Source organism: Blastopirellula sp. SH421, assembly GCF_057808535.1.
This window is the reverse complement of sequence record NZ_CM173712.1, coordinates 3,103,046-3,128,731: the sequence shown is the minus strand read 5'-3', so window position 1 is coordinate 3,128,731 and position 25,686 is coordinate 3,103,046. Positions and strand designations below refer to the sequence as shown.

Below are 25,686 nucleotides of genomic sequence, written 5' to 3'. Positions count from 1 at the left end.
CATTCTGGTTTCGACATTCGTGATTGACTCGCAACCAAATTTCCCTCGCTCGCGCATTCGGGCTACGAAGAAAACTCACAACGCAAAAAAAACGGTCCGGTCCAGTCCAGTCGAAAGCTGAAATCACGAACCAAGAAAAGAGCAGCAATCCGGCGCTCTTTCCGGTAGATATATGACATTCTGCCCCCACCCGGACAGCGAACAAAGGCGCACAAAAAAAGCGGCCTACGATTGCTCGCAAGCCGCCATTTTGGAGTGGGCGATATCCCATTCGACAGGCTTATGCGGCTTGTTTCGGATGTATCACCTAAGGATCGGCAGGAAGGCCGTTTTTTTGACGGACCGCCAACGTGGGCTAAGAAGATTTAGCCCCGAATTAGCTCCCTGCAGAGGTATCCCGATGACACTCCGAAAGATCTACACCGACCGCTACCTTCCTCAGAATCTGCGTATCAATTCGCCCAGCACCGAAAAGCATTACCGCATCATGTTGGACCAGCTCGACGCCATGCTTGGCCGGCCGTGCGGCGTCCAAGACTTAAGCGACGACTTGGCGATGCGGTTTGCACGTTGGATGCTTTCACGGCCGCTGAAGCCGCCAACGGTCAATCAGCGTCTTGGCTATTTGCGAGCAATCTGGAGCTGGTGCGCTCGCAAGCGTATCGTCGAAGATTGGCCAACGTTTCGAAGCGTTCCCGAGCCAAAGCAAACCCCACGCGCCTGGACAATCGAGCAACTCGAAAAGCTGCTCACATCGTGCGCGAAAGAGCAGGGGGAGCTCGCCGGCATCCCTGCACCCGCCTGGTGGCAAAACCTGCATTTCTTTCTTTGGGAAACCGGCGAGCGAATTGGCGCAACGCGGAAGGCGGCGTGGAAGGACGTCGAACAGACGTCTCGAATCATAAGCGTCCCGGCCGAGGTCCGCAAAGGAAAGCACCAAGACATGCTCTACGTCCTATCGCCAGAGCTGATGAGCCTACTTATCCAGCAGAAGCGACCGATCCACAAAGAGATCTTTCCCTGGCCGTATCACGAAAGCACGTTTTACAACCACTACGATCGAATTTTGGTTCGCGCCGGCTTGCCAAGTGACGCCAAGAGCAAGCCTCATCGCATGCGAAAATCGTTCGCCTCTCACCTGAAAGCCGCCGGCGGCGACGCTACCTACGCTTTGCGTCATTCTTCGGCAAAGCTGACGCAGCAGAGCTATCTCGACCCGTCAATCGTCGAGCATACGCCGAGCCACATTCTCTTGCCACGACTTCGCGGCGCCTAACGGCCGCAGGCCACGCAAAAAATCCGGGCAGGACCGGAGGCTGGCGTTGGCGCGTGAGGTCCAATGGTTGGACCGAATGTGCAACTTCGGAAGCACTGGCGCAAACGCGTCGACGCCGGCTTTTTACTTGTTAGGTCGTTAGGCGAATGGCCTAACCGCCTTGATTTTCTTGCCGAATTGGGCCGGAGTGAGGACTATGTCATAAACTCCTAAACTGAGAAACCTTGCGAAAATGCCGGCTACCGGAGTGGCACTCCGGTAGCCAAATTGGAGTCGTGTTTTCCCGAGTGGGCGTTTTGGGCGAAACTCTGGAGCGATCGGCCGGAATTGAGAACTTTTGCGGGCGTTGCGCGAAACTATTGCGTCGGAGCCGAAATGAGATAGAACGTTTTGCGTTGACCTACAAACCGACTGCAAATCGGCGAGATGACGATGAACTATTACACGATGAACCTCGGCCTGGAGCAGTACTGCCCCCGGAATGAGATACGAGACGAGATGGTCGACGCGCTACGGCCGATCTTGTTCGACGATGGTTGGCATGATGTGCCCTCTTTTCCTGACTACTCCGTCGATATCAACCGGCCGAACTTTGGGCTGATCGCTACCATCGCGCGTGATGATGACAACGTCCGACGCTGTGTGTCGAAAATCGTCACTGCCGACAATGAGACAGACGGCCGTAAACTGTGGCAGTTCATCGAAAGGGATTTCCTACGGCTTGGCGATCAGCCCGGTTATCGCGCAGACGACCTGCCCCTTCCGCGAATGCCAAACTCCGTTCCCTGGTGCGCCGTCATGCGGTACATTCCTATCGACGAATCGACGCTCTGGCTGCCTGGCGTTGAACGCGGCCTTGCTTGGACTTGGGTCGAATGGAGAAATCGGCATGAGCTATGAGCACCAATACAAAGCGGCGCATATTCCGAGGCAGCGGACGGCAAGACGATCAGGTGGCTCAGGAGGATCGCGAATCTGGCGTGAGATCTCGTAGCGATTGAGTGTGACGCGGAACATGCGACAGTCGGATCGACCGTCCAATACTTTGGTGATCTAGAGGGCTGAACTAAGAATTCAGCAAAACATCAGCAAGGTGTGAAGTACCGCAACCGACGGAAGTGAATTCTTTCGAGAATGTTCGGTGACATAGGTCGTTAATTGATTCGATAAATTGATCGATTTCCACTCATTTGAAATCACACCGTATAAATCGGGTGCATTAGAAAGGGTGCTCGAAATCGTGCCCGCATGGTCCGAAATGTTTCCTAGCTGGATATAGCCCAGCATTCCGACTGTCTTTGCATCCGATGCATACCGTCCGTCAAGAAAGCAACCTAACCCTTCCGCGCCCAGGTAAACCGAGATATCGTGGTTAGTTCGAAGTCGCTTGGCTTCAAATTGCAAATATGGCCGCTTGCCTATTCTACATTGAATAATTTCGATATCGACTCGTTTTCGACGCTTACCCATTCGGCCGGATGAAGAAATTCTCTTTTCGTCAGTAACCCAGAAATGACCAAACCAATTTGGGGCATCGTCTTTTTGCAACGCGTCTTGCATACAACGCGTCAATTCACCTGTTATGTCTTCCTCCTCGCTCTGAGCGAAGTCGGCCGGGACAAGCAAACCATAACCTTGCTCTAGGATTATGTGTGCTTTGCGCAAGAAACTTACCGCGAATACATCGCGATTGCCAGGCAGGCCGTTTGAAGAAGGAAGCGATGATATGGCCACAACTGACATCCTATGAAAGCGTTTCGGCGATGATTGTGCTTGCGTCCTTCAGGGCTTGGCTTTCCGTCCAGTGAAGCCTTGACAATGGCTTAAACAGATATATCGTCCGGCCATCGTAGATTCGAAGATTCCGGTCAAAGTAAATCCACTGTCGGTGATTTTCAGTTAGGTGATTCCGAATTTGTCTGAATTCCCAGGCGAGGGGACCATCGGCTTCCAGGATAAGTGGCGGCATCGCACGATGTGTGTTTTTCAGAAGCCTAATTTCAATCATTGCGCTACGATCATCGTTTGCGACGACGATCTTATGTCGCAAGCCTTTTTGGTCTGCCAAGAAATCATCAAGCTCATCGCGAAGCATTTTGCTATATGACGAAATTTCCGATTGGCTCGGCTTACGAATTACGTCCTCTGTAACTTTTCCCTTTAAAAGTTGCATGCGAATGTGCACGAAGTCGGAGATCAAGCATCGCTCATGTTTGCGAAGTCCCAGCAGTCGGCCCACTCGATCGTTTATTTCCGCAATTAACTCATCTCGAATAGTCAATTTGGGAGTCTTCGACATTGGCTCCTGGACTTTGGAGTCTATTGCAATGAGTTGATCTTGAATATTCTCCCATTCTTTCAGATCTTGTTCTTCCAGGTCATCAAGCGGTGCCGGAATTTGTTTAAGCGTATTGAGAGTTGAGATCGAAGTAGAAACACCCCATTCAGGCGTCAGGAAGAACTGGTGATACACCGCAAAATCGGAAACCAAAAACAACGCAATTGCCTTTAAAAGTTTTCGATCTTTCGCGGTGCCAGACAATCCAATCTGTCGAGGTGGAACTGCGATAAACCGATCCTCATAGACTGCAAATCGGCGTGCCTTGTCAACGATGACGTGCGGCGGTTTACAAATGGAAAGAGGAATTGCGCCTCGACCTTTGCGAACAAACGCCTCTGCTTTTGAGATAATTGCAAGCGACTTTCGCGGTAGTGCGAAGATCTTCCCACAGTTTTTCAGGTTACTCATCTCGAGCTTAAGTTGCCCGGCGACTTCAGGTATCGGATCAACCTCTTCTCCGTCATTAACAGTTCGAAGTTCAATTCCTTGAGTCAGCGACAACGCGTGTCGTTGGCATAGATTGCTAAATGTTTTGCTAGAGTACTTTCTCTCCATCCGATTCAGAAATTGCAAATCGTGCTCGCTTCCCCACATTGCAACCTTCCAAGGCAACGCATCACCTTTTGTGGCCCTTTCGTGATCGACATAGCTAATTCTCGATCGATCAACAATCATATTCCATGCGTCTTTTCGCCGATTGGATTGTCGTGATCTACTAGATTCATGATCGACAACAAAAGGTGAATAGACCGGAATGACATCACTGTCTTTTGGAAGCGGGCTATAGAAAATCGCGGCCGCTGGCCGTCTTGGTCGTACAATTTCCTTTCGATGTCCCCGGACGTAGCGATGGCCAGGGAATAAAACGTCCGCGAAATTGGAGAAATTGGCGACGCTAATGAGTTGATGAGACTGTAAAAATGTCGATCGAAATGCACTCGATTCAGACTTGAACAGCGTCATTGCCGGCAGCAATAGAGCGATCACCCCAAAATCGTGACACCAGTTTACAACCTCCCATGCGAAAGCTTCTGCGACTTGATTTCCCCCTGTAGGCCGTCCAGTTTCGTTTGCAGTGCAAATCCATTTCCAAGCATGGCTATCTTCCGGTTTCAATCTGCTAGTCGTCAGTTCCACCCACGGCGGATTGCCCACAATTCGATCAAAGCGTGTTCCGGTGAGTTTTGCGCGCCAGTCAGATTCTAGATCAAAAAAATCTCCACAGAAAATGTTCTGACCATGAAGGCAAGGAAGCTGAAAGGTTGAATATCGCATCAGATCAGGCGGATCGACATAGTCAAGCAGCGTTAGGCACAAACTGAGTTCAGCAACGCGACAGGCCTGGGGATCGCGGTCAATTCCAAAAATGTGCTTTTCCAGAAGCGATCTCAACCGCTTCGGGCGCATAGGTTGGCCGGGTATGAATTCACTATCCTGCTCGATAATCCTACGGTAGCACTGAACCAAAAATGCTCCGGATCCGCACGCCGGGTCAAGAGTCGTCATGCCTTCTTTCAACGGCGCGATTGCATCGAGTTCCTCAAGCATGAAGTTTACGACGGGAATTGGCGTATAGTATGCGCCTTCTTGACGTCCTTTGGTCGGCTTCCCATTACCGTTCGGAGAGTGCAGAAATTGCTCGTAAATAACAGAAAGCGTTTCAATCGGGATAAAGGAGAAATCGTACGCTTCAAAGCTAAGAGAGAGCTGACGAGATTGAGGATCATCTCCGGAAAACGTTCCAGCTACTTTCTGGACGTGTTGTAGTTCGGGTTGAGATTCTTTTTCCGTTGGAAGCGGAAAAACTGATCCGTTCAGCCACCGATCCACTTCATCCGTGACGCGATTAAACGCTCTCAATGATGCGTTTCGGCTGAAAATTTCATTATGGCGTAGTCCCCATTCGGCAAGTCGGCGATCCGAAAGGATATCGCGATCACGCAAATATCGGAGATAGACGTATTTTCCAATTAAGGAGTGAGAAGCGTCTGACGTAAGACTTCCCTCGAACTGCAACCACCGATCTAAGTCATTCAGATGACTTAGCAGCTTCCAGTCGACCCGTGTTTCTGGCGTAACATTTTTGCCCCACTCCTCCCATATTGTTCCATCATCGATCTTCGTTGCTTGAAACGAAGATAGCACCGCGAGTGCCGAATTTAGGTCGCGAGCTATACGAAGGACCCCCCCATTGGTCGAGGAGTCATTTCCATCGTAGCGAAATCCGGAATAGAGTCGCATGCCAGCGGGAGAAACCAGAATCAGAAAAGGAACAATGTTCTGATTCCAAACCTGTTTGTGAATTCGACTAGCTTCCGCTTCGCTCGACGTCTCGCAGACATATACGACTGGAACAACGCTGTCGCAAAAATTGCCTTCGGATTGGCGAAGCGTATATACCCCCCTTAGATTCAGGCTATCTTTTGCACGTCTAAGAACATGAGAATAGTCCGCGACGTCGCTAAAACCTTCAAGATTTTCGCCATCAATAAAATTGGGGGAAGTCGGATACTGCAAACCCTGAAGCAGTTCCGTTACGTTCATAACTTGCCTAGGAGATAGAAGTAAGAGCGATTCGGAAAGGGGCGGCGGGGAGCATCAGTCCAGTAGTTTAACAGCTCTTTTTTGAGCCGCGATACTGAGTAGGTCCAGTTTGCGATTTTCGCGGTCACGTTTGGTCACGCGTAACGCATTGCGCAATTTTTATTGAATAAATTGGGAATGGTGCCGGCCGGCCACAGAAAGAAACAGACTTCAATTTTTCGACTGTTCCCGCGGGGGTCGCGCGTTCGCTCGCCTGGGAAGAACCTAAGACCGGGGGGCGCCCCCGGTCGGCGATACCCCACCCCGCAGGTGGTGGTTGCCTGACGACCACCACCCGCTGGCCTCGACTCGGCCGCTTATGCGGTCGCTTGGGCCGCTGGCTCGCTGCGTAAGCGATCGGCGGCGATCGTGGCGATCTCTGGGCTCTGCTCGATGCCGACCGCCTCAATGCCGCGATTGCGTGCGGCGATCAATGTCGTCGCACTTCCGGCGAACGGATCCAGCACACGCGGTCGCTCGTGATGCAGCGCAACTCGGCAGATCTCTTCGATCAGCTCGACTGGCTTTTGCGCCGCGTGCACCCGCTTGGCGCCGCTCACTAGCGACACGCGGAACGAGCCTGGCAAGCACTGGCCCACACCGGCCGATTTACCTTTGGTCCCCCAGACAATGAATTCGCATTGCTGCCGCAAGCCGCCCATCTTCGGCCGAGCGTTGACCTTGTCCCAGCTGGCCACCCCTTGCCAGATGAAACCGGCGCCTTGCAGCGCATCGCTCACGGTGGGCAATTGACGCCAATCGCTAAACAGGCAGATCACGCCCCGATCGACCAACAAGTCATAGCAGTGCGAAAGCCACATCGTTGACCAGGCCAGGTAAGACCGCTGATCGCGATTGTCGCCGAGAAAGTTTGGATGGACCTTCTTCGCGTCGCTCGATTGATACTTCTTGCTGGTCGAGGCCGACTTGGTCGACATGTGCAAGCCGCCGCTGGAGTAGGGCGGATCGGTGATGATCGCATGAAACTTTTCCCCCTTCTGCGCGAGCTTGGGCAGGACCGCCAAGCAATCGCCTTGCATCAATCGCACATTGCCGCCGCTGTAAACCGTTCGCATAATCGAAATCCTTCTCGCTGTAGAACACTGGCGCGAAGGGAAACGTCGCTCGATTGCGTGGCGGATGCAAGTTGCCAAAGGCGACTTTCAAATAATCGTTCCAGATCTGGAATCGGGCGAATATAATTGGCCCTGGCGAACCGTTCCCCACTGAAGAATTGGAGATTGCGATGGCAGGAAATTATCCTTACGAGGGTGCGGTCGAAAAAGGCGCCGATGCTCTGGCTCCCGCCATTAAAACCATTTCGGAATTTGCGAGCAAAGCTCTTGGTCCGGTATTTGAGCACGGCGGTCAGATGCTAGGTGACTTCGCCTATCACTACAGAATTCGAAATTTAGTAAGACTAGTCGAAAGAACGCAGGAGATTCTTTTAGCTGGGAAAGTCGAGTCCGAAGCCATTTCACCCAGAATCTGCTACGAGGTAATGGAAAAGGGATCCTGGATTGAAGATCACGTCCTGCAAGACATGTGGTCTGGGCTGCTTGCCTCGTCGTTCAGCGAAAGCGGCAACGATGACAGCAACACTCTCTACATCCATTTCGTATCGCAATTGACAACTGTGCAAGCTAGATTACTTAAGTTGTTTGGTGAGAACATTTCGAGCGTTAGCATTGTGAACGGTCTGGTCGTTGGCACCGAAATGAGTTGGGCACAATCTATCGACGACATCTATCACTTCACCTATCAAACGTTAGCCGTTACAGCAGAATGCGAGCCGGAGCGCGTCGTCCTCGAGCTAAACCATCTAGTCACTCTTGAATTGGCTAATACGAGCGGCATGAGCTTCGAGCAAGATAAGTTTCGATTTTCATTGACGCCTCTAGGATTTGAACTTTACCGTAGGTCCATAGGTGATCGTTCTCAGCTTGACGTGTATATCCAGCGCCACGGGATCAAACGCCACTATCCATCTTATTGAGTTATCGCCCCTATTGAATTGTCAACTCGATTTCCGCGTCCAAATCCTGCCCTTCGCTCGTCTCAAACGGAATCGAAATCAGATACTTCCCTACGCTTGCCTTGCCGGCGACGAAGAACCCGACGATCCCTTCCCCGATCAGCACCTTCTGTTTGCCGTTGCGGCAGATCTCGGCATCATTGACGACAATGCCCTGGAAGCTGATCTTGTCGGCTTCGTCGATCTCGCCGCCGGCGGCATCGGTCTGCGTGATGTTTTCGCTATCGATCGCGGCGATCGTTTCGCCAACATCCATCACGCCGCGGCAATTGACGACGAACGATTTCACCTCGCGTTCGTTCTTGCTATAGCTCTCCAGCGCTTTGGTCATCGGTCGATTCCTTTTTGTGAACTCGCATGCAATCGCAGAAGATCATCGGCGGTGGCGGCTGATGCCAGGCGACATTGGTCAACTTTTTAAAAATCTCGGCGTTTTGCTCGGCCAGAGTCTTGATCATCTTTGTCTGCAGATCAATGAACGCGAGCGGAGTTTGCTGATCAGCCTCCAGCGATCGCCAATAATTCCAGAAGCTCGCAATCAGCGGATTCGTCTGGTACGCGTATTCGAGCTCCTGGGGCGGCCAAGCATCGCGACCAGTGCCACGCGGTGAATTTCGACGCGAATAATCTTCCATCGAATTGGGCAATCGAACCATCGTGCTACTCTGGCAATTCGAACCACGGAAAACGGTCAAGCAGCTCGAAGTAGATCAAATCGCTAGGCAGCTCGTACAGCCCAAACCGATCCAGCAGCTCGAATTGAATCAAATCGCTCGGCAGCTCGTACCAGCCAAGTCGATCGAGCATCTCGTAAGTGATCAGGTCATCACGCAGCGTATAGTAAAGTTCCGGAGGCGCAATCAACAGCGCCCCGATTCTTGCCTGGGCGAGTCGCATCGATTGGAATTGCCGAGCTGCTTGCGCCGTCACGCCGTAGCGGTAGAGAGGATTGGTGATCGTGCTCGAGTAACCGAGCGGCGCGACAAATCGCCGGCAGCCGGCGTCGAAGTTGATACGCTGCAGCTCTACCAGATGGGCGAGCGATTGTGGCAAGCGACGAAAGCCGCTGTGAGCCGTCGAGCGCGTGAAGTACTCGCCGACAAATTGAGCGGCAGCCGCTGAAACGCCAAAGCGAAAAATCGAACCGGACAACGATCTCGAGAACGACAACGACTGGACGTCTCGCGTCGATCCGGACCGATATTGGCTCTCCTGGTGGTCCACCAGCTGGGCCAGCTGCAGCGGAACGATGAGCGAGCCGCTGCGAGCCATCGACGTCGTGAAATACTCGCCCGCTAATCGCAACGCAGCGGGCGAAATGCCGAAGCGAAATATCGATCCTGGCAACGATTCAAACCAGCGGAGTTCCTGGACCAATCGCGTTGATCCAACCTGAAAAACGTCCACCTGGTGGGCAACCAGCTGGGCCAGCTGCTGCGGCGCAATTCCTGAGCCGCTGCGAGCCGTCGACGCCGAGAAGTACTCGCCCGCTAACGGAGCGGCAGCCGCCGAAACTCCAAAGCGAAAAATCGAACTGGACAACGATCTCGAGAACGACAACGACTGGACGTCTCGCGTCGATCCGGACCGATATTGGCCCATCTGGCGGCCGACCAGGTGGGCCAGCCGCAGCGGCGCCACTTCGACGCCGCTGCGAGTGATCGACCGCACCGATTGGGCCGCCGCGATCGCAGCTCGCAGCGGCGACGCGCCATAGCGGCCGAGCCGTTGCTGCTGCTGAGCGGCGATCGCCAATTGCGTACTCGAGTAAATCGAGCCGGCCGACCAGTTCGCCAAAGCGAATCGCATTTCGGCCGACCAGGCGACGCGCGACCTCGCGCCGGTTTGCGGCGTAATTTGTCGCTGATCGTGAATTTGGCTCAGGCCCAGGCCTCGGGCGATCGCTGCTCCGGCTAGCTCGAGGTAAATGGCCTGCTCGGCCGTCAGCGGCCGTCGTTCCCAATCCAGCCCGTTGCGTACACTTCCAGGAAGTGTTTCGGCTTGCAGATCGAACCGGGGCGAAAGCCCGCCGCCGGCGACCACATCCACGAAACTCGCAGCGGCTGCCTGCAGCTGCGGCCAATAGATCGGCCGAATCGTGCTGATCCCATCAGGTTTCGCCGACAGCCGGCCGCACAATGCCAACCAGGCCGCATCGCGTTCGATTTCCCAGCGCAGCGGCAGTCGATCGAACAATAGGTAGATTTGCGTCGGCAAAACGCCTGCTCCGGCAGCATAGGCCGCCGCGATCAGGCTGTTCGAATAAGCAATGGGCGCCGGCGAACGTCGAACGCCTGCAGTTCGCTCCGTCGCCGCCAAGTGGATCCAGTCGACCAGCTCGCCGGCGACGATCGCCGAACCAATCGTGACCTGGCCCGGGCTAGACGCTGCGTCGATCGACCACCGCAGCAACAAGCTCTTACCGTGGTCGATCGACGCAGCCGCAATCGCCTGGTGGAGTGATTGCTGCACGGCCGCGGCCGTTGCTCCGGATCGTGGCGCCCATCGCGCAGCAGCTTGCCAGGCTTGCGACCAGGCGGCGATCTCGGCCGCGGCGTCCACATGATTCGATCGCAGCTGCACGCAGCTGGCTCGTTGCAAGGATAATTGCCTGCCGCCGGCAATCGTCCATCGGCCAGCGACATTCACCGCCTGGTGGACGGGAAAAAAATTTCGCTCGATCTGGCTGCTTGCGGGCGTGTGTGTGATCGCCGTCTCGATCGGCGGCCGCTCAACGTCCTGGCCTATCTTCGGCCGAGCTTCACCGACTCGCCCGTGCAGCTCCAGTCGCGGACCTGGCCTGGTAGTTGTTTGCCCCACCAGGTCCATCAAAGCGGCGCCCATTAGCGTGCCAGAGAGGAGGGCCATTAGTCACCCTCGATCGGCTGACCAGGCGTGAAATCGTAGAAACCCTGAGCGACGAGCGTTTCGTATTCGAATTTGCTCGACAGCAATCCGCGGACGTAGATAAACCCTGCCTTCAGCACTGCAATCGAGTCGGCGACCGTGAGAAAATGGACGCCGCCTTCTTGATCTTTTAGCGCGTCCCACGCCAAAAGTTGCTCGGCTGGCGAATAGACCGCTTGTAGCCCCGTGAGATTGTCCATCAGGTAACGTTGGTCGTTTTCGCTGATGGCCATCACGTAGCCCAGACCGGTATCGTATCCGGCGGCGATGGTCGTTTCGTACCAGGCGGCGATCTCTAGCAGCTTGGATTGACGCGGCGTGACTGCCGCGGCGTACGAATCGGCATAGATGAGACCATCTGGCAACGGATCCGGAATCGCGGCCGCGCCAAAGAACGCAGGGCATTTGTCGCCATGGATTTTCGCCCAGCGGACCGCGACTCCGTTCTCGATTTTGGCGATTCCCGACATTAGTCAATACTCACCTTATGGGCCGTGAAAACGGGCTCGAGCCCGGCAGTGGCAATGGTGCTGCCAGACACGGCAGCGGTCGAAAACCATGCCTCGACATAATCGCCCACGTCCAAAAAGACGATGTCGCTCGTGTGCCCATCGGCGTTGGCATTGGTCGTATTGTTGGTGACAGTGCGTGATTTCGAACCTACGACCTCGCTCCCGTTGACGGCCAGCGATAGATCGACCCGGCTGGCGATGTTCGTAAACACGGAGATTGCACAAGCGTAGTAGCCCGCCGACAAAGCCGTGAATCGATGATTCGTCAGGTCAGCCGTCAGCCCAACGGCAAAACTCGCGGCGCTGAACTGCAGCTTGACATCTTCGCCCCCCAGGTCAGTTTGTGAGGTCGTGTTAATCATGCGGCCGAATGCCGGCGTAAACGTCGCCGCCCAATCCGCCTCGTCCACATCCACCATCACCAGCGATTGCCCCACAGACCCAGGCGTTGCCGGCAGCTGCACGCCGCCGATCGTTGCGTCATCAATCACCGCCACTTCGGCGGCGATCGATTCGGTGTCGACATCGGTGATCGTGATCGTGTCGGTCACGTGGTCGTAAATGTTGACGATCTCGAGCGCATCGGGCCCGACATCGCCGACGGCGATCGTCGCACCGCTCGTCACATTCAACAGCGAGCCGGTCGTGCTGCGGATCAATCCGCGGCTCACGTTGAATTGCAGCTCCGAAAAGCCAAGCGTCCCCAGGCCGACTTCGACGTTGTTGCCGTGCTTGATGACGTAGTACATATCTTTGCCGATGTTGTCCGAACGCGGCAAGAAATAGCCGGTCAGCGCCGACAACGGCAGCACCGCCGGCCCGGTCCCAATCGCCCCAATCGGGGCGAAAACAAGTGCGTCGAATCCTAGTGCCATTTTTTGCCTCGCGTTCTCACGCGTTAAAAATGCCCTTTTGCGCCAGCGTGATCAGTCCGGTTGCCGGCATCACGATGTTGACCGGGCCATTCTGCAGCACGGCAATGACATCCATGCCGGGGATCGGCAAGATCGCCGTCGTCTTCACGCCGGTCGCCACATCGCCGGCGTCCGCATCGGCGGCGAGCGCGGTCACCGCCAACGAACGAGCACCACGCATTGCCGGCGCCGACAAAGCACAAGTCGCGCCGCCCCCAAAGTCGAGCTCTGCGCCGCTGTTGAGCCCCGCATCCAAGGGCTCGATCCAAATCAAGGTCGCGGTCTCCACCGCATCGGCCGCCAAGCGAACATCGATCTTGCCGTCGTCGTAAGCGATCAAGATATCGTCCTCCGGCGTCGTATCATCGCCGCCGACCTGCGCATATAGCAGCTGCGCCTTGACGAATTGTCCCGCTTCCAGATTTCCGAACGCCACATCGGCCGCGTCGTACTCCACCTGGTCAAGCGTATCGTTGACCGACTTGGCCGCGCTCCCCAAGGTTTGCCGAGCGTAGCTCGCCGCCGAACATTCGACGCCGCCCCCGCCAGTAAACGCCGTCAAAAAGTCGTGATCGCGGTTCGGCGCGTAGGTCGACGTATCGCGCTCGAGCATCAGCCGCAGCACGGCCGAAGCCCAGTTAATTTGATGCAGTCCGTTCGTGTAGAGAATCGCGCTCATTTTTCTTGCCTTGGCGAATTAGTGGTGATTGGTGATGGTTGAATCGTTTGCGCCGTAACGCCGGTGAGCGGAGGAAGAAATCGAACACGGTTCGGAAACACGGCTGGAAGATCGCGGTAAGAAACACGGTTCAGAAAGATATTGGTTTCTTTTCACCGTGTAATCCGTGCTCTTAAGAGCCGTGCCCTCCGTGTTCCATTCTTCATCCGCTTTCCGCTTTCAGCTCTCCGCTTTTCTCAATCCGGCTTGCTTGGGTTTCTAGGCAGATCTTCGTCGCCTCTTCTAGCGCCAGAGCGTGGAACTGCGGCGCATCGTCCATATACTGATGATCGCGCCGCAGTAGTTCCGGCGGGTGAATGATGGCGCCATTGGTTCGCGAGGCGCTGATTAGTTTGTGACCACTCGGCCGGTTTTGGATTTGCTGAAACCAGTGGACCTCGCGCACGTTGTCCGGCACCCGAATCAGCGGCTCGCCGAAGATCGGCCAGTACCAATTACAGAGCGAACGCCACAGAAAAACCGGATGCCGATAGACCGGATCGCTCAGCACCATCACGCGGACCTTGAGGCCACGTCGACGCAACTGCGACGCCAGCTGCATGGCGCCCCAGCCGCCTCCCCAGCTGTAGGCGTACACCAAAATAATCGGATCGGTCCGATACTTTTCGGCCAGGGCCAGGTGATAGTTGGCGATCGCGGCCCAGTCGTCCCGCCACGTGTAGTAATGGACCCGGCTGCGCACCCCATCGCAGTGTGTCTCGCGCAGCTTTTCGGCCAGCTCGAGCACGCCGTTCCAGCTCGCCGGCGACTGACGAAACCCGCTGATCGCGTTGTGTATGAGGAGAGACATAGAGGCTCCTAGCCAGTGAACAGGCGGCCTGTTTCGAAACTTTGAAAGGTCAAATCAAAACTGGAGAACAGCGGTTCTCCCGACCCGCCACTGCCTGAGCTCGGATGCAAATTGAAAATAGTCCCGTCGGCGATATTCTCCAAGATTCCGGTGTGATGAAAACGGACGCGATGATCTTGGTTAACCGCTGTTTGCCGGAACCCCGCGAAATTAGTAGTGCCTAGCCTCAGGCTAAAACTAAAATCGACATTGGTCTGCGGCGTGTTGGCAGGCTTCACGTTGAATGAGATTGAGTAGCGGAAGTGCCCTTTCGGCAGCCGCGGCCCTTGCGAAGTAGCCTCCCCTGAAGGGTTCCAGTTAACGCTGCTGGCGAAGGGAGTGGGAGGATGGTACCAGGTGCTCGCAAAATTCCCCTCCGAGCTACCCCAGGTGTTTCGCCATGAAGCGTACGTACCGATCTGGATCGCATAGCAGGCGTTGTCAGGACCGAAGCCGGTGTAATGCAGCCCACCAGTTCGGATGCCCCAACCATTCCCGGCGTTCACGTCTGCACCGCCCGCTTTCGCGGTCGCAAAAAAGTTAAGCGGATCCTTCACGGTGATTGGTACGCCCTCAATGCCTTGGTGGATATAGGTAGCGGACGCCTGATTCGGCGTCGTCGCTCCCATGTCCTCGGTCAGCCGAAACTGGATCAGCTGCGGCTCTTGCGAGCAGCCGAGATCTAGCAGGGCCAGGTCATAACCTGGATCAGGGTTTTCCTCGTCGTCGTCGAAAGTACCTTCCCCCACCACGCCCAGAATTTTGGCGAACCCAAAACCAGCGCGAATCACTGCTGTACGATCGCTGCCGTCGCTGACGTCAGGCGCTGCGAAGCGATGATCGGCAGGCAATGTCAGACTCTCCCCAATGCGGCGCAATCTCGCCACACACAGCCCTCGCAGTACAACCTTTCCGACTTTGCCGTTGGGGATTTTTTCGGTGGTGATGACATAGGTAAATTCTCGACCTGGTTGCGGCCGCTGCAATCGCAGCCACGGCTGGCTTCGAATCTGATCCGACCGCGTGTAGAGTGAGGCGAGGTTCTGCGGGTAAACAATCCCCATCGGCGCGCCGGCCAACGCATCTGTCCCCGACATGTTTTTGGCGTAACATTCGATCCGGCCGTTGAGCTGCGTCATGTCGAGCGGACCGCCGCCCGTTTGCTTGCCGTTGCTATCGCGGAGCAGCTTCCGCACCCCGTTCCATTCTCGCGCCGAAATGTTGCCACGCAGCGGCTGGCCTTTGCTTACATCGCCCATGTTACGTCCCAATTCCTAAGCCGGCGAAGTCGCCGGGCTTGTAAATTCGTTCGACGATCGCGGCGTCGGCCGTACTTACCAGCCAACCGTCCGTTTCTTTTTTGTTGAACCAAAACCAGAGATAGTCGTGCGCCTGCTTGGGCAACGGTCCACCCCCTTCTTCGACATTTTCCATAAACGCCGGTAGTTCCAGTTCGTCGACGTTTTCGCCCGCCAAAAAATAGAACGTGGCCGTTGCCTTGCCGGCTGTCGTCTGTCTCCCATTGCCCCCCAAAAACAAGAGTTCCCCCGCAGGCCAGCCGTGGAACTCCGCGTCATTCGTCTTGCCGGTCAGGCCTTGGACCGTGCGAATATAGCCCTTCGTGATGGCCGCCTGCTCGAACGTCCATTCGACCTGCAATTTCAGCCCCGACGAAACAATCTCGACCCCGTCGACGCTGTCTCCGTTGACGCCGATCGCCTGCATGAAGTCAGGCGGCGGATCGACTAGTGGGAATTTTGCTTTTCCCATCGTCTCCAGCGACACGGTGATGTGCTCGGTGTTGCCCGTCGTGTCCCAACTGAAAATCCCTTCACCAGGCGGCTTTTCCTCTTCTTCGTCTTTTTTCTCCAGCGTGATGTAGTCGACGCCGATCATCCACATCTCGGGCCCCAAGTAGCGCGGCGTCACATCGCCGATCACCAGCGTCTTGGTTGCGGTCGCGTAGGTCGCCGGCGCGAGCGAGCCGACCGCGGCGATCGCGGCGTTCTCGCTGTTGGTGCCGGTCACCATCCAGTCGAGCTTGCGCGAAGTCGCTTTGCCGTCGCCGGCGGCATTTTTGCCGCCACGGCTGTCAGGTACTTCCCAAGCGCTAATTGCCATCGCTTCCTTACTCCAGTCCGTTACGCGCCAAAACCTAGACCTTCTTGATCTTCTGCGATCTCGCGCATCCGCTGCATGTCGTCGGCCATGCCGCCAAGCTTGTCGTCGATTCCGCCCAACTTGTCATCGATCTTTTCCAGCGGTCGCGCCTGTCGCCCAATCAGGCCAGCGACATCGGCGCTAAACGTGCCGGTCGAAAAAGCAAGCGACTTATTTAGCTCGCCCCCTACGCCTGAGAGGTTCGGTATGTCCGCAGCTACGTCTCCTTGCTCTAACGCCTCCCGTAATATTTTCTGCATCTCCGCGCGCGTCGCAGCAGCCTGCTCGGCTTGCTTCGCCGCTTCAATCGCCAGCTTTTCTTCGGCAGTCAACGGCGCCGTCGGGGCCTCAGCATTGGACTTCTCTTTTTCGCGTCTCTTCTTTTCCTGGCGATCGTAGGCCTCGATACCTTTCAACCGCTTTTCCAGATCCGCCTTAGCCCAGGCGACCCCCGAGCTATCGCCGCTGATCGCCGCCAGCCCTTCGGCGAACGCCAATCGCAGATGGCTCCAGAAGATCTTGGCGGCCGCGACGACGGCGCCGTTTTGCAGGGCTTTCACAATTCCCTCGAGCGCCGGCGCAAAGCCGTCGCTGAGTGACGAGAATTTCTCTTTGAGCCAGTCGATCGTGTCTCCCATCACACCACTGTGATAGAGCACCGCTGTGGCGACCGCGGCGATCGCTACCACCGCCAGGCCCAGGGGGGAAAAGATCACCGCAAAGATGGCGGCCGTCGCGCCGCCAACGATCCCTAAGAATCCCATCAATCCCGTGATGATCGAGACTACCCCACCGATGATCATGCCGACGCCGGTGAAGATCGCTCCGAATAAGATCAAGCCGGCTCCGGTCACGGCAACCACGCCGGCCAGCTTGGTGATGGTCACTACTAGACCCTGGTTCTCCCCAATCCACTTTTTTGTTTTGCCCGCCAGCTCGGTGATCCAGTTGCTTCCCTCACGCAGGCCGCCGCTCAGCGCTTTACCGATCGCGATGTTGACCGCCTCGATCGCCGACGCCAAAATTCGAAACGAGCCGCCGAGGTTATCGTCCATCTTCTTGGCGAGTTTATCGGACAGGCCAGACGACTCCTGGATCTTGGTCAGCATGTCGTCCAGATTGGACGTCGGATCGGCCAGGTTGAGCGCTGACGCCTGGCCGCGGCCGAACAGCGCGTCGAAGGCCGCCAGACGTTCGGCCGAGCCCATCGACTTCGTGGCGACGTCCAGCTCGGCCAAAATCGTCGAGAGCGGTCGCAAGTTGCCTTGCGCGCCGACCGCATCGACGCCGAGCTGTTTTAACTTTTTCTGGCCCAGATTCGTGGAGAGGTTTTTGTAAGCGCGGGCCAGTGCATTGCCCGCCAAGCTCCCCTTGATGCCGTTGTTCGCCAGCACAGCCAAAGAGGCGACAGTTTCCTCGATCGAGGCCCCGGCCGCTTTCGCCAGCGGCGCAACTGGCTTCAAGCCTTCGCCGAGATCCTCCAGCGTTTGGGCCGAGTTATTGGCGCCCGCCGCCAGCACATCCGAAACCCGTCCCATCTCGGACGATTCCAAGCGAAACGACCGCAGAGCCGCGGCGCCGATCTCGGTCGCCCGCGGCAATTCCGACGCCGTCGCCCGAGCGAGGTTCAGCATCGCCCCGGTCGAGTCTTGAATCTCTTGCGGATTAAAACCAGCTCGTGCCAGCTCCACCTGAGCCCCGGCCACTTCCTTGGCCATAAAGCTGGTCGTCGCCCCCAGATCTTCCGCTTGTTTTTCTAGGGCGGCGAACTCCGACGCAGTCGCGCCGCTCACAGCGCCGACGATCGACATCTGATCGGCGAAGTTGGCGTAGGTCATCGCCGCCGGCGCCAGTGCAGCGCCAACGCCCAGACCAGCCCCGAGCATTTTTCGACCGAGCGATTGGACCGAATTTCCGAACGCCGTTACGCGCTGCTGAGCAGCTCGCAGCGGTCGATCGATATTGCCGACGACGCCCAGCGCCACATAAGCGCGTCCCGCAAGAATTCCACCAGCGGCCATTAGACGGACCTCCGAATGGGACGGACGCTATTGGCCCACCGCTGCGCCATATAGGGGCGGCTCTTTTCCTCGGCCGGCCGCATGAAAGGCCGCGCCTTGATCGTCGCGTGACGAACCAGCCGCCGCTTGCTGCGACGGCCTGAATAGATTGGGACGCGGCCGCCATGCTCTAGCGTCTCGACCGCGTTGAATTTTGTATTGAACCGGACCGGGCCGACCACGGCCGTTTCATTGCGCGGTTCGTACGCGTACAAGATCTTTTTGGGATTCATGTTGCCACTGGAATGAATCTTCGGCGGATGACCGGGCTGGCTGACGGTGGGATCACGAAACGTTTGACCACGGCGCCAAGCATCTTTGGCTTTCTTGGCGGCTCGCTTCGAGGCTGATTTGCTGACTCGCTTCAGCGATCGCCGCGCGATCTTACGGACTAGACCAGCGTGGTAGCTGAGATTGCGCTTGTTCGCGCGAGCAACCGCGTCGATCACATGCTTGCGATCGAAGAAGTTTTTCGTCACGTTCATCGTCAGCCCAAAGTCGGCCATCGCTAGTCCTTTAGCAATTTCCGCAAGATCTCCCGATTCGCTCGACAGATCCGGATCCCCGAGCGATGGCGAGCTCGCCGCTCGACCATCGGGTTAAAATCATCCGGCGAATAAGGCCGACTCCGCTTCTTGGGATCGCGGTTAATATTCGCCTGCAGCGCCAACAGCGCCGCCGTCTGCGCCCAACTCTGCTTGGCCCGCTCGTTGGCCATCCAAACCAATTCGCGGAGCGTAAACGTCGCCGGATCGACGCCGGCCGCCGCCGCTAACCGGTAGGTTTGTTCCCAGCGGTCCGGATTGCGATCTGACGATCGATCTCCGCGTCCAAGTCCGCTTCCGCCTGATTGGCCAGGGCGTCGAAAAGCTGGCTGATCTTCAGCGAATTCAGCCGCTCGATCCCCGTCGCCAACATCCTCGCCTCCGCTTCGTCCGACTTCGCCAGCAGCTCCCGCATCAGCGCCCGCTGGCTCCGCGGGAAAAAATCGATCAGCGCCTGTAAAAACGCGTCGGTCGCCCGCTCGATCGCGTCCCCTCCCAAGCCGCGGCCAAACTCCTCGTCACTGATCCCTTGGCCGTCGCAGTCTTCTTGGCAAAGCAAATAGAGGGCATTGACGAACTTGATCGGATGGCTGACCAACTGCGTCAGCGGCTTGTTATCGCCGTCCAACAGCACTAGCAGATCAATGCCGACCTTCTTCTTAATCTCTTTGAGAGATTCGACGTTCACCCGCAGGCAAAACGTCCTATCTCGATCATCTTGAAAAGTGCACACGCGCCGCTCCTTGGCTACTGTTGGGTGGACCTGTGCGAATTACTTCTTTTCCGGCACGATCGCCGCGGTCGCGATCGGGGCGGGGTTGGCTTTTTTCGCCAACTCGCACAGCGTTTGGATGTCGCCCATTTTCACAGTGCAGAGCGCCTGCGGATTCTTGCCGGCGGTCGCCTGATCGAGCGTTTCGAGGACTAGCTTTTGAGCTTCGTTCATCGTTCATTCCTTGAAAGTAAGTTGGATCCGCAACGCGGAACGCCCTAACCGCGTAGAAACGCGGGCTATTAAGCTTCGGGGACGGTGTAGTAGTCGGGCTCGACGATTTCGCTTGCTTCGACGGTGCGCGTGATGTCGCACGAGACGTCGAACATGATGGTCCCTTCGAGCTCTTGCTTCTCGGGGATCTCGAAGACTTCAAAGACGCCCCGCCAGCCTTCGGTGCCTGGCGTCGCGACCGGTCCATCGGCGGCGAAAAATTCGATCGGCGTGCCGTTGACTGCCGAGTCGAGCAGGACGATGTAGTCGGCCAGGCTGACCGAGTACTTGTCCATGCTGAAGTTCAGGCCGATCTCGACGAACGAGCCGCGCTTGAAATTGAATTTGCTATTGCGGTCTTTCGCCTCGACCTTCGCCTTGGAGAAGGGGACTTCGACGTCTTTGGCCGCTTTCATGTGCACCCAGACCGGCGTGGCGTGCGTGCCGGTGTTGCGATAGAGGTAGCACTCCATTCCGAGTTCGATATCGGATTCAAATGGCATCGTCGGGTTCCTTCCCTGTTAGTTGGCGCCGCGATAGGCGACGACCGTTTGTGCGATGTATAGGCCGTTGGTGTTGAGCTGCTCTGGTTCGAACAACGGATTGTTGACTAGGCGGCCCGTCCACTTGGCGCCGCCGATCGGCTCATGTCTAAGTGCGCCAACGTGCGGATGTTCTTCAGTGTCAGACGGCCGATCGTAAAGGCGTTTGATGCCTCCCATCACCGCCGCCGCGGCGTCGATCTCCGTCACGTCTTCGACATTGTCGATCTTGCGCGAAACGAAGATTCGCAGTTCAATATCGTGATAGTTGCCGACGCGATCGCGTACCGATTGTTCATGCGCCGCCGGAACAACGCAGATTTGAGCCGTTCCCAAATCTTCGGCGTCATAGAACGGCAGCCAGGCCCGCTCGGCCGGATAGCCGTACTCGGTCAATTTGGCCGCCAGCAGCTCGGCCAATTCGGCGGCATGTTCGTTCGCGCACATCAACTGTTACTCGGGCTGGTCCGCGTCGAATGAACGCGGAGCAGTTTGCGAAATTGACTTTCCCACTCGTATTCCGGCACGCCGGCGTCGCCGCTGACCTTGTAGGTGTCGGTCACCTCGCCAGCGTCGTCGAGCTCCTCAATCACATCCGACCGTTTTGGTAATGTCTGCGAACCGTTCAAAATCAGTTGCGCCGGATCGATCAACCAATCGATCGAGCGAATATTGACCCGCATTTCTTCCGAATCGGCCGTCTCAAAATCACTTCCCCCCTTAACCGCGTCCGCGATCACGACGAAAAGCTCCCCACGCCGATACCGGATCGGCGAAGGCGAAGACTGGCGAACCGTCTTGGCCAACCAGTCCGTCGCATTCCTAAGGAAGTTTCCCATCGCGTTGCCTCGCGAAGCGTGGTGGTTAAATCAAACGGCGGAAGTGTGAAAAATCACGGACCAGCGCAGCTCCCGCTTCGCACGGAAGTGCGCCCCCAAAATTAAGTCGCGTCAGGGCCGTAGACGGCTGGGTGGTGTTTGATCAGCGTATGGGTGTCGGCGTCGACGGAGGCGACGACGGTGTAGCCGATCATCTTGTGCGTGCTGGCGGTCGTAGTGACGCGGCTATTGGCGGCGTCCCAGTAGACTTTCAGGCCATCGCCGATCGCGGTGGATCCACCAGCCGCTTTGGCGACGCGGTAGACCGCGCCTTCGCAGGCGAGTGCGCCCAATTCGCCGGCGGCGATGTCACGATGCGCGATGCGGACCGTATCACCAATGACGACGACGTCGCCGGCAGCTACGGCCGAAACCGGCGAGTAGTCGACCATGGTCGGCTTGCCATGTACTAGTTCAGCATCCATGCTTCTTCACTCCTCGTTGTGCGGCCGAGGCCGCGTGATGTTTCGTTTGACTAGCAACCCAAGGGCCGACCGCGGCGTCTGGCGCCGCCGGAAGGCCAGGTAAAATTAGCCGGGGTCGGCGACGCCGGTGACTTTCACGGCGCCTTCGGGGGCCTGTTGGCCGAACCCGAAATCGTCGTAGGCTCGCCACTGCATGCCGAGGGTTTGGAAATCGGTCTCATCCGATTCAATGTGCGGCAGCATCTGGCCGTTGAGGGTCGCCATCACAAACGCGGCCAAGACGGCAGGGTTGCTGAAGAGATACCAGGCGGTATCGCTCTGTCCGGTCAGCGTCTTGCCGTCGACATCGGTGATGTCGGTGTTGTTGCAGTACGGCGAGATATTCGGCTTGTAGAGCCCCTTGTGCGCGTTGCGGGCGACCATCGGCTTGTTGGCCGTGGTCGTCACTTCGACCGTCTCGCCCGCGTACAAGTTGTTAGCGGTCGTCTCTAAGGTCGTCGGAGCCAGCATCCGATCAGCGCCGACCAAGATCGGCTTGCCATTCGGATTGACGCGATTGCGGAATTTTTCTCGCGCCTTTTCGAGGCCAGCCAGGCCGAGCACGTAGTCGGTTCCGTGGAGGATATTGCCGTTGGCGTTGCTGAATGTCGCGGCGGCGAGCAACAGTTTGAAGAAGACTTCTTCGCGCTTCTGTGGCGACATCGTGCCGAGCATCGTCGGAATCGCCTCGAAGGCGCCGAGATCGTCGTCGATGAAGTCTTGGCGAGTGATCGCCATGATCGTCCCGTGAGTCTCCAGCTTGTTGGTGAAGGGAGTTTCGGTTAGCGACGAATGTTTCAATTCGCCGTCACGGCCAACCTTCTTGTATCCACCTTTAGAATCCAACCGATAGCTGGTATGGAGCTTGAAGTCGTTGTGATTGGAGAGTTTCACCAGCTGCGGATGAACAACTTCCTGTGCCTCGAAGGCGGCGACCATCAATTTGTTGGCGACGTTCCCCAAGATCCCGGCGAGAGAGAAGGTGGTGAAGCCACTCGACGCATTAAGCGAGCTATACCCGTCCCCCATCAGCTGGCGATCGGCACGCAATGCGGCGCGAATGAATTCATTGCTCTTACGGTTGCCGCTGAAGTAGCCGCCGGACGCTTGGATCGTGAGATCCATGAGCGAGTGAAGCGACGTATAGCGATGGCGCACCGCGGTCGATTTGTCCATCTCTTCGGCGCTAACGCCGCGGGCGATGACCGCTTCCGGAATGCTGCCGAACGTATGGCAAAGCGAAGCGATCAGGACGCCAGGCGTCGGGGTGTTCTGTCCGCCGCGGCCGGCATGGATGGCGAACTCGCCGCCGCTGGGGCGTTCTTTCCGCATGATTTCCAATTCGGCTCGATCGGTCGACCAGCCTTCCCGCGTGGCGTTGGCTTGGATCGTCAAACGATCTTCCGGCTTCAGGTTCGCGGCGGCCAGCAACGTCTGGATCTTGCCTTCGCGTTCCAGGTCGGCGGCGCGAGCAGCTCGCAGCGTCTGCAGTTCTTGCTCTTGGCTGACTTGCAGATTACCGCCGCCAGCCGGAGGCACGATCGGCGGAGGCGTTCCGCTTCCATGGCCGCTCGCCTTGAGCGCCTGCTCAAAGTCATCTTCGGCGTCGACGTGTTCTGCTTGCCAGGCAGCTCGCAGCGGCTTGACTTGTTCGGCGGTCAACTGCTCGATTTTGAACTTGGCCTTCAGTAGCCATTCGCTGAATTTCATCTGTAAAATTCCTTCCTTGGATTGCCCGCCTTGGGCCGTTACTTTGGCGCTGGTCCGGTCATCGCCGGCGAGCGTCACAAACGAAATTTCCATCAACGTGGCCTCGCTCACGACATAGAGCGGACCTTTGAACGATTTCCCGTTAACCTGGGCTTTTTCGCCTTCAGGCACGTATTGAATTTTTTTGTAGGGCGCCCCGATCGAAGCTCGCCACGGAAACCCGTTGGCGCTCGATGCGATCACTTCGTCGACATGCTCGTTGACTGCCGAGAACACCCCTTCGGCTGTGATCTTCGTATCGATTTTGATCTGACCTGCTTCGGAATGACCGAGCGGCTTCAATGGCTCATGCTGTAGGAATATGGGCCGCGGACCGGCGCCGACCTTGGTGGTCGAGAGATCGAGAACGACGTCGGTTCCAAATCCACTCGGACGCATGACGCCGCCGGTATAGGCGACCAGCTTGAATTTTTTCAGCTTCGGCGCATCTGCGTTGTCGCCGGCAGCCGCTTCGACTATCTCGACGCTGGCGTCCGCCTCGATCCAAAGCTGCTCGGGGATGTCGCCGGCGCCAATCAGCGAATCGGGCGTAACTGACTCTGAGGCGCTCGCTCGGATCGTGGATGGCAAGCCGAGCGATTGGGCGATTCTGCCCAGTAGCGTCGACCGGTACGCTTCGAATTCGCTAGGCATTGACCGGCTCCTCTTCTTCTTGCGTTTGCTGCTTGATCAGATCGCGGGTCACTTCCGGCTGCAGCGGGTTTTCGCCCGGCATCGGCAGCTTGAGTTTCTTGCGGCGTTTTTGTTGCCGCGCGAGCGATTCGTAATGCTCCTCGGGATCGAGATCGTTCTCGAGGCAATACTCCTCGTCCGACAGAAAGCCGATATCCCACAGCAGCTTGTCAGCCATCGCCTGCTTCAGCGGGTCGATCGACCGATGCCGCGGCCAACGCCACGAGTGGGTCATGTCGGCGATCGGCCCCATGTCATCGGGCAGCACGCCCGGAACGAGTACCGCTTCGTCGAGCCACCAAGCAAAGATGGTATCGAGGACGATCTCTTCGAGATTTTGGCGTTCGACCGAGATCGCCTCGTAGTAGGTTTGATGATCGAGCCGGCCCGAGGCGTAGTTGTAACCACTGCTATTGCCGGCAGCTTTGTTAAACGGCATGTTCAAGCAGCGAGCGATCTCGTTGAGGATCGCGTTGCGGAACATGTCGTAGGTGGTAGTCGGCTGCTCGGCCTTGAGCTGCGACAACTTCCAGCCGGCAGGCAAGGTGAGCATCGAGCGCATCTCGAACTCGATCGCGTCCATCGGATCGACTTCGTCCGGTTCGATCGTGTTCGAATCGGTCTGCATCACGCCGGCGAAATGAGCGGCGCTTTCGGCCGCGGCGATGACCGCCAGCGTGAACCGCCGCAAATGAGCGAACAGCGGAAGCGCGGGGGTCACCCAAGGAATTCCGCGTCCCTGGCCAGGTCGATCCTCCCGAAAATAGTGAATGACCTGGTCCGCCGGCAGCGGCGTCGCCTTCAGCTCGAAATAGCCGCGATCACTCCCCGGATGATTTTTGAGAAAGTCATATTCGCGGGGGTTGCCGTCGGCGTCGAAGCGGACGCCGTCGATCGCCAGCGGATCGCCGACACCCAGATCGGGCGTCGTGCAATAATCGGCCTCGAGAACTTTTAGCGCCAGCTTGACCGGATGACGCTGGCGCAAGTTGGTGGTCGGTACGCAGAAAACTTCGCCGTCGACCGGCGTCGACGTCGCCATGGTGCGCAGCTTGCGGCTAAGACCAGCTGCTCGCGCCCACTTTTGAAATTGGCGTTCGATCTGCTTGTTGGCTGACGCGCTCCCCGATCCGACTTGCACCTGCAGCGTGGGGCCTTTGCCGACCAGGTCATTGGCCAGCGTAAGAATAATGCCCTTGGCGAATGAATTGCTCTCGTGGCATTCGTAGCGGGCTCGCGAGCGAAGCCGTTTGCGGACTTCCGGCCGAGCGGCCGCCTCGGGCGAAAGATTATCGGCGTTGCCCCAATGCTTGCGATTTTCGTCATTGGTCGCAGCGGCGTCGTACTTCGCCTGCAGCTGGTTGTACCGCTCGCGATAGAACGATTTTATTTTCTCCTCACGCTGCCCGCGCGAAGACAAAATATCGCCGAATTCGTTGACCAGTTGTTTAACCATGGACATCCTTGTCCGCGT

26 protein-coding genes are annotated in these 25,686 nt (G+C 57.0%); 3 read left to right on the top strand and 23 right to left on the bottom strand.

Annotated features, from left to right (window positions below; all coding sequences use genetic code 11):
* Positions 1–400: 400 nt before the first annotated feature.
* Positions 401–1,276 (top strand): tyrosine-type recombinase/integrase, encoded by an 876-nt coding sequence (locus SH421x_RS13150; RefSeq protein ID WP_488856172.1) that lies wholly within the window; start codon positions 401–403, stop codon positions 1,274–1,276.
* Between the two features lie 432 nt (positions 1,277–1,708).
* Entirely contained in the window at positions 1,709–2,176 is a 468-nt protein-coding gene (locus SH421x_RS13145) for a hypothetical protein (RefSeq protein ID WP_488856171.1), read from the top strand.
* Between the two features lie 174 nt (positions 2,177–2,350).
* Here the strand turns inward: SH421x_RS13145 and SH421x_RS13140 are convergent, their stop codons facing one another.
* From SH421x_RS13140 to SH421x_RS13130, 3 genes are all read right to left on the bottom strand, one after another.
* Positions 2,351–3,010: a hypothetical protein gene (locus tag SH421x_RS13140; RefSeq protein WP_488856169.1), complete on the bottom strand. Its 660-nt coding sequence runs from the start codon at positions 3,008–3,010 to the stop codon at positions 2,351–2,353.
* Positions 3,011–3,020: 10 nt separating this feature from the next.
* Positions 3,021–6,161, bottom strand: a complete 3,141-nt coding sequence (locus SH421x_RS13135; protein WP_488856167.1) for an HsdM family class I SAM-dependent methyltransferase — start codon at positions 6,159–6,161, stop codon at positions 3,021–3,023.
* A 356-nt stretch (positions 6,162–6,517) separates the two neighbouring features.
* Entirely contained in the window at positions 6,518–7,276 is a 759-nt protein-coding gene (locus SH421x_RS13130; RefSeq protein ID WP_488856165.1) for a DNA-methyltransferase, read from the bottom strand.
* 170 nt (positions 7,277–7,446) lie between these two features.
* Between SH421x_RS13130 and SH421x_RS13125 the strand changes: the two genes are divergently transcribed.
* A complete protein-coding gene (locus SH421x_RS13125) occupies positions 7,447–8,196 on the top strand; it encodes an Abi-alpha family protein (RefSeq protein WP_488856163.1) in 750 nt (249 codons plus the stop codon).
* A 10-nt stretch (positions 8,197–8,206) separates the two neighbouring features.
* Here the strand turns inward: SH421x_RS13125 and SH421x_RS13120 are convergent, their stop codons facing one another.
* From SH421x_RS13120 to SH421x_RS13025, 20 genes are all read right to left on the bottom strand, one after another.
* A complete protein-coding gene (locus SH421x_RS13120) occupies positions 8,207–8,566 on the bottom strand; it encodes a hypothetical protein (RefSeq protein WP_488856161.1) in 360 nt (119 codons plus the stop codon).
* On the bottom strand, positions 8,541–8,891 hold the full coding sequence (locus SH421x_RS13115) for a hypothetical protein (RefSeq protein ID WP_488856160.1): 351 nt from the start codon (positions 8,889–8,891) through the stop codon (positions 8,541–8,543). The genes SH421x_RS13120 and SH421x_RS13115 overlap by 26 nt, the downstream gene beginning before the upstream one ends.
* A gap of 4 nt (positions 8,892–8,895) precedes the next feature.
* A complete protein-coding gene (locus tag SH421x_RS13110) occupies positions 8,896–11,103 on the bottom strand; it encodes a hypothetical protein (protein ID WP_488856159.1) in 2,208 nt (735 codons plus the stop codon).
* Complete coding sequence (locus SH421x_RS13105; protein ID WP_488856158.1) at positions 11,103–11,612, bottom strand: hypothetical protein; 510 nt, start codon at positions 11,610–11,612, stop codon at positions 11,103–11,105. The genes SH421x_RS13110 and SH421x_RS13105 overlap by 1 nt, the downstream gene beginning before the upstream one ends.
* The gene (locus SH421x_RS13100; RefSeq protein WP_488856157.1) at positions 11,612–12,529 is read right to left on the bottom strand and encodes a hypothetical protein; all 918 of its coding nucleotides are present in this window, start codon (positions 12,527–12,529) and stop codon (positions 11,612–11,614) included. The genes SH421x_RS13105 and SH421x_RS13100 overlap by 1 nt, the downstream gene beginning before the upstream one ends.
* 16 nt (positions 12,530–12,545) lie before the next feature.
* Positions 12,546–13,247 (bottom strand): hypothetical protein, encoded by a 702-nt coding sequence (locus tag SH421x_RS13095; RefSeq protein ID WP_488856156.1) that lies wholly within the window; start codon positions 13,245–13,247, stop codon positions 12,546–12,548.
* A 202-nt stretch (positions 13,248–13,449) separates the two neighbouring features.
* Positions 13,450–14,097 carry a hypothetical protein gene (locus SH421x_RS13090; protein ID WP_488856154.1) on the bottom strand — a complete coding sequence of 216 codons (648 nt, stop codon included), beginning with the start codon at positions 14,095–14,097 and terminating at the stop codon, positions 13,450–13,452.
* An 8-nt stretch (positions 14,098–14,105) separates the two neighbouring features.
* A complete protein-coding gene (locus SH421x_RS13085; protein WP_488856152.1) occupies positions 14,106–15,395 on the bottom strand; it encodes a hypothetical protein in 1,290 nt (429 codons plus the stop codon).
* 1 nt (position 15,396) lies between these two features.
* Positions 15,397–16,257 carry a hypothetical protein gene (locus SH421x_RS13080; RefSeq protein WP_488856150.1) on the bottom strand — a complete coding sequence of 287 codons (861 nt, stop codon included), beginning with the start codon at positions 16,255–16,257 and terminating at the stop codon, positions 15,397–15,399.
* A 20-nt stretch (positions 16,258–16,277) separates the two neighbouring features.
* Positions 16,278–18,317, bottom strand: coding sequence for a phage tail tape measure protein (locus SH421x_RS13075; protein ID WP_488856149.1), 2,040 nt, complete (start codon positions 18,315–18,317; stop codon positions 16,278–16,280).
* Complete coding sequence (locus SH421x_RS13070) at positions 18,317–18,862, bottom strand: hypothetical protein (RefSeq protein ID WP_488856148.1); 546 nt, start codon at positions 18,860–18,862, stop codon at positions 18,317–18,319. Before SH421x_RS13070 ends, SH421x_RS13075 begins: the two co-directional genes overlap by 1 nt.
* A gap of 2 nt (positions 18,863–18,864) precedes the next feature.
* The gene (locus SH421x_RS13065) at positions 18,865–19,074 is read right to left on the bottom strand and encodes a hypothetical protein (RefSeq protein WP_488856147.1); all 210 of its coding nucleotides are present in this window, start codon (positions 19,072–19,074) and stop codon (positions 18,865–18,867) included.
* A gap of 53 nt (positions 19,075–19,127) precedes the next feature.
* On the bottom strand, positions 19,128–19,634 hold the full coding sequence (locus SH421x_RS13060) for a hypothetical protein (protein WP_488856145.1): 507 nt from the start codon (positions 19,632–19,634) through the stop codon (positions 19,128–19,130).
* 39 nt (positions 19,635–19,673) lie between these two features.
* Entirely contained in the window at positions 19,674–19,847 is a 174-nt protein-coding gene (locus SH421x_RS13055; protein ID WP_488856144.1) for a hypothetical protein, read from the bottom strand.
* Positions 19,848–19,915: 68 nt separating this feature from the next.
* Positions 19,916–20,389: a hypothetical protein gene (locus SH421x_RS13050; RefSeq protein ID WP_488856143.1), complete on the bottom strand. Its 474-nt coding sequence runs from the start codon at positions 20,387–20,389 to the stop codon at positions 19,916–19,918.
* Between the two features lie 18 nt (positions 20,390–20,407).
* Positions 20,408–20,875 (bottom strand): hypothetical protein, encoded by a 468-nt coding sequence (locus SH421x_RS13045; protein WP_488856142.1) that lies wholly within the window; start codon positions 20,873–20,875, stop codon positions 20,408–20,410.
* Positions 20,875–21,267 carry a hypothetical protein gene (locus SH421x_RS13040; protein WP_488856141.1) on the bottom strand — a complete coding sequence of 131 codons (393 nt, stop codon included), beginning with the start codon at positions 21,265–21,267 and terminating at the stop codon, positions 20,875–20,877. Before SH421x_RS13040 ends, SH421x_RS13045 begins: the two co-directional genes overlap by 1 nt.
* A gap of 101 nt (positions 21,268–21,368) precedes the next feature.
* The gene (locus SH421x_RS13035) at positions 21,369–21,731 is read right to left on the bottom strand and encodes a capsid cement protein (RefSeq protein ID WP_488856140.1); all 363 of its coding nucleotides are present in this window, start codon (positions 21,729–21,731) and stop codon (positions 21,369–21,371) included.
* Between the two features lie 105 nt (positions 21,732–21,836).
* On the bottom strand, positions 21,837–24,173 hold the full coding sequence (locus tag SH421x_RS13030; RefSeq protein WP_488856138.1) for a phage major capsid protein: 2,337 nt from the start codon (positions 24,171–24,173) through the stop codon (positions 21,837–21,839).
* Positions 24,166–25,668 (bottom strand): phage portal protein, encoded by a 1,503-nt coding sequence (locus SH421x_RS13025; protein ID WP_488856136.1) that lies wholly within the window; start codon positions 25,666–25,668, stop codon positions 24,166–24,168. The genes SH421x_RS13030 and SH421x_RS13025 overlap by 8 nt, the downstream gene beginning before the upstream one ends.
* Between the last annotated feature and the right edge of the window lie 18 nt (positions 25,669–25,686).